Here is a 3,545-nt window from a genome sequence, read left to right as displayed (position 1 = left end):
CGTGTCAAAGACTATTCAGTGTTTTGAACTGTCAAACTTAATATACTGTCACTTTATTGTTTAGCACCTTCAAGTGGCGCTCTTTATTATAAAGAGCAGCCTTATATTAAATGTCTGTATTGTCGTTGTTTTGCTGTATCAAATACTCTTTTAGGTATAACTTAGTATCAATAATATCTATACCCAAAAATTCCTGATAATTATTATCAGCAAAATGAAAAACTACACTGTCGATGTTTTTATGTTTTACAGATTGTTTACTAGGCAAGTCCGATAATCTAAAAGAAAAGATAGTTTCGCCGCTATTTAATACTATCTCTTTAAAAACTTTATTCTTTCCAGAAAAAGGTGCAATTTTTTTTGCAGTTTCACCTTCAAATTCAATTCCAATAATAGGCACTTGTCTCCCAATATCTAACATGATTTCATCATTATGGTCGAGTTCTTCTGTTGACAAAATATCATCTGCTAAGGGAGAGAGGAGATAGAAATATCCCATTTCCGCAAACGAATCATAAGTAATCTGTGAGGTTTTTTTCATTAAGTAAGCACCTATCCTCCCTTTGTATATAAAGAATTCCAACCTGTGTATTGGAGTAGTTTCTCCGTAAGAACTTATTTTTCTATTGAAATGGTTTTAATGATCGTCCTAGCTCCTTTTCAAATTGATAAGATTTCTTCAATGTATTTGACCCCATATATTTTACTGCTTTTTTTAACCACCCTATGTCATCACCTATACGAGCAAGTATAGTAACTACTAATACATTGTCAATATCACTATCTATACTAGTTGCCATTTTCTCTAAAAAATCGAATATTCTTTGTAACAACACGCTATTTTCTTCCGTTTTCAGTTGTTCTAAAAGGAAAGGGTTTAATACATCTCCAAAAATATTGTGAAGTCCAGGAAATTCACCCTCCCAGAACTCCATCTCATCCTTATATATATCCTTGATTTCCGGCACAGCCTCTAGGAATACTTCAATTATGTTATTAGAGTTCAACATTCGATCACCTGCCTGTAAATTGTTAGCAACATCTCCATAGCGGTAAGAAGCATCGGGCAACGCTGTCACTTCTTTATGTTCATTGAGGATAGAATATAGGTCTTTCCATAGAAGGTAATTTTTTGGGTTTGCTGCGTAAAGTTTAGAATTGATTACAATGTTATCTTGATAAATATATGCTACATCATAACAGCCGTCCGATTCATCGTAATGCTCATTCAGTTCGAGAATTTGCTCCAAGCTATAAAGCTCAATCTCACCACCATACTCAACATCATCAAATAATCGGCAGCCATTCGTTATACTTAAAGAGTATATTAAAACTATGAACAGCAAGTAACTAAAGGTTGTTAAAATAGTTTTTATAGCTCCTTTATCTAAGTTCATGCCTTCTATCTATCTTATTTTAACTATTCATCTTCTTTTATGCGTATAATGGGATCTTGGTCATGATAAGCTATACATACTGGTACATCCGTATTGACGAATTGGGCAGAAGCCATAAAAGCTAAGATCGTTCGTACAATTAAATAAATAGTTACACCTGCTTCATCATCTTTCCCAAATCCACCATATTGATCGTAAATTTCACTAAATGGAGGAAGAGAAGGCCCATCTATCATTTCCATCCAATCAGCGGCCCAATCATCATTTGTTTCGCTTAAAGAGATATAGTCCGGGCATAGAAAAAAAGCTCCTCCCCAATTGTTGTCAATATCATATTCAAAATAAATAGCTTTTATATCTTTAATGTCGGAATGCTGCAAAATCTGTTGGAACTTTTGTGTCAAGGAAGCGGTGTAATTATTTAAATCTACTTGCTGGATTTTTTGGGCTATATCGTTATTAACTGTGTGCTTGCAAATTTCAAAGTATTTTTTCTCCATCTCTTTCCTATCTAAAGAAAAAATATCGCCTTGAATATCATCTAAGTAATCATAGAGTAAGTCCATCTTTTCTATCTCCCTTTTTCCAATCATTAGAGTATAGCATTTCGAAATCTTTTTGCACATGTTTACGTAAGCTTCAGTAGCCGCTACCGCCGCCCGTTTTATTGATACGGCGCCCTCGGTATCCTATTTAAATGCCGCGATGCTTGTCCCGGTGTTTGCTTTAATCATATATAGAAGTGCATCAGCTTATACAAAGCAGCAAAAGGGAAAAAAGGCTGTCAGCAAGACTGACAGCCTTAAATTATCACAATGGGCAGCTGTGGTTGCAGCACTTGATTTTGTTGGTGCTCTTCCTTTGCTCATAACGAAAAAGTTTGCTGGATAACAAAGAAAAAAGCACTCACTTTGGTGAGGACTTTGGCTGCGTTACTATTATCCAGGTTATCTATGTCTCTTACAATGGCAGTGATTGCATTTATGACGGCTATGCTCTTCCTCAACTCGTCTGCATCTAGGATGGCGAATATCTCTTCCGCAGTCATAGTTTTCTACGATCGTTTCATTTACTTCTCTTTCAGTTACTGGGTAAAAGTGTTCGTTTCTAATCACATGTCTGTTGACGTGAACAATTTCAGTTGGATGAATATGTTTGACTGTTTGATAGTTAGTTGTAGTGTGAACAATTGTTTCGGTTGGGCTTACTACGATATCCTCGTTATGATGGTGTCCGCAATGACCTCTTCTATTGCAGTTAAAAAACATAAAATACACCTCCCCTTTTGTTTACTATATTTTATGCAGCACAAGAGGACTTGCCTTAGACAAATCAATCAATTTATCAAACTATTTTTTTGGCCTCTTATTCACCTTATACATAGGCGAAAGAAAATAGATAGTAAGCATCCATTCCCTACTAAAGGTGACTGTCACTTTGCTAGAGGCGTGAGCGCGGCAGTTACAAACACCGTCATTAGCCAGTCAAAAACTGGGGAAACTTAACTTTTCTGCATACTTTTTTCCTTACAGGGAATAGTAATCTTAAATCCTTTAAGGAGGTTATATCCGTGAACGGAATGCAGTTGAGATTAGAAGCCAAAAATCTTTACTTGAGAGTGGCTAATGTGACTCGTGACAATAAAAGCTATGTGCTTCTAACTGCATATGATGACACTAACAATGAATTTGTATTGGAACTGACACACGCACAAGCTGGGTGGTTAGAAGATCAATTTTATGCAGCTAATCGCAGGTATGAAGAGCGACTTACAAATCCTCAACCAGCAGACGAGCCTGTACACAATCCGATTTTAGCGCCAACCGATAGACAAGAACTATCGCATTGAGTATAAGGCCATCAAACCGCACCTTGAATTTCTTCAAGGTGCGGTTTGATGGCCAAGTTCATGATTAGTATAGTTCAATATTATTTCGAGCGTATGAAGCATAAAATTCGTGAAAAACCTTCAACATTTTACTAATAGTTGACGGGCGAGTTCATGCCTCTTTAATTCTTCACTGAAATCTGGATATTTATCCGACAACTTCTCTAAAAACCTATAAGCTGGATAACATTCAAAAAACCCCTTCTCTAAAAATTGTTTTTGATGCTTCGGGATTCTTTTCCCGGATAAAATATAACTAG

Annotated in this window: 6 protein-coding genes; 1 reads left to right on the top strand and 5 read right to left on the bottom strand. The window is 36.1% G+C overall.

The genetic code is table 11. The features are described from left to right. Window positions 1-106: 106 nt before the first annotated feature. From BBA02S_RS19640 to BBA02S_RS20460, 4 genes are all read right to left on the bottom strand, one after another. Window positions 107-541 (bottom strand): DUF2283 domain-containing protein, encoded by a 435-nt coding sequence (locus BBA02S_RS19640; protein WP_041114421.1) that lies wholly within the window; start codon window positions 539-541, stop codon window positions 107-109. 82 nt (window positions 542-623) lie between these two features. Continuing rightward, window positions 624-1,397, bottom strand: a complete 774-nt coding sequence (locus tag BBA02S_RS19635; protein ID WP_052477415.1) for a DUF7674 family protein — start codon at window positions 1,395-1,397, stop codon at window positions 624-626. Between the two features lie 23 nt (window positions 1,398-1,420). Beyond that, complete coding sequence (locus BBA02S_RS19630; RefSeq protein ID WP_041114420.1) at window positions 1,421-1,963, bottom strand: hypothetical protein; 543 nt, start codon at window positions 1,961-1,963, stop codon at window positions 1,421-1,423. A gap of 381 nt (window positions 1,964-2,344) precedes the next feature. Next, window positions 2,345-2,665, bottom strand: a complete 321-nt coding sequence (locus BBA02S_RS20460) for a CotD family spore coat protein (protein ID WP_082040278.1) — start codon at window positions 2,663-2,665, stop codon at window positions 2,345-2,347. Window positions 2,666-2,967: 302 nt separating this feature from the next. Here BBA02S_RS20460 and BBA02S_RS19620 point away from each other — a divergent pair, with 302 nt between their 5' ends. Beyond that, window positions 2,968-3,246 (top strand): hypothetical protein, encoded by a 279-nt coding sequence (locus tag BBA02S_RS19620; protein WP_041114417.1) that lies wholly within the window; start codon window positions 2,968-2,970, stop codon window positions 3,244-3,246. A gap of 120 nt (window positions 3,247-3,366) precedes the next feature. Here BBA02S_RS19620 and BBA02S_RS21685 read toward each other — a convergent pair whose 3' ends face one another. Next, on the bottom strand, window positions 3,367-3,537 hold the full coding sequence (locus BBA02S_RS21685; protein WP_082040282.1) for a YxiJ family protein: 171 nt from the start codon (window positions 3,535-3,537) through the stop codon (window positions 3,367-3,369). Window positions 3,538-3,545: the final 8 nt, after the last annotated feature.

It is taken from the genome of Bacillus badius NBRC 15713 (genome assembly GCF_001591605.1).
Lineage (GTDB): Bacteria > Bacillota > Bacilli > Bacillales > Domibacillaceae > Pseudobacillus > Pseudobacillus badius.
The sequence above is the reverse complement of the archived record's forward strand: the minus strand, read 5'-3'. Positions and strand labels throughout refer to the sequence as shown.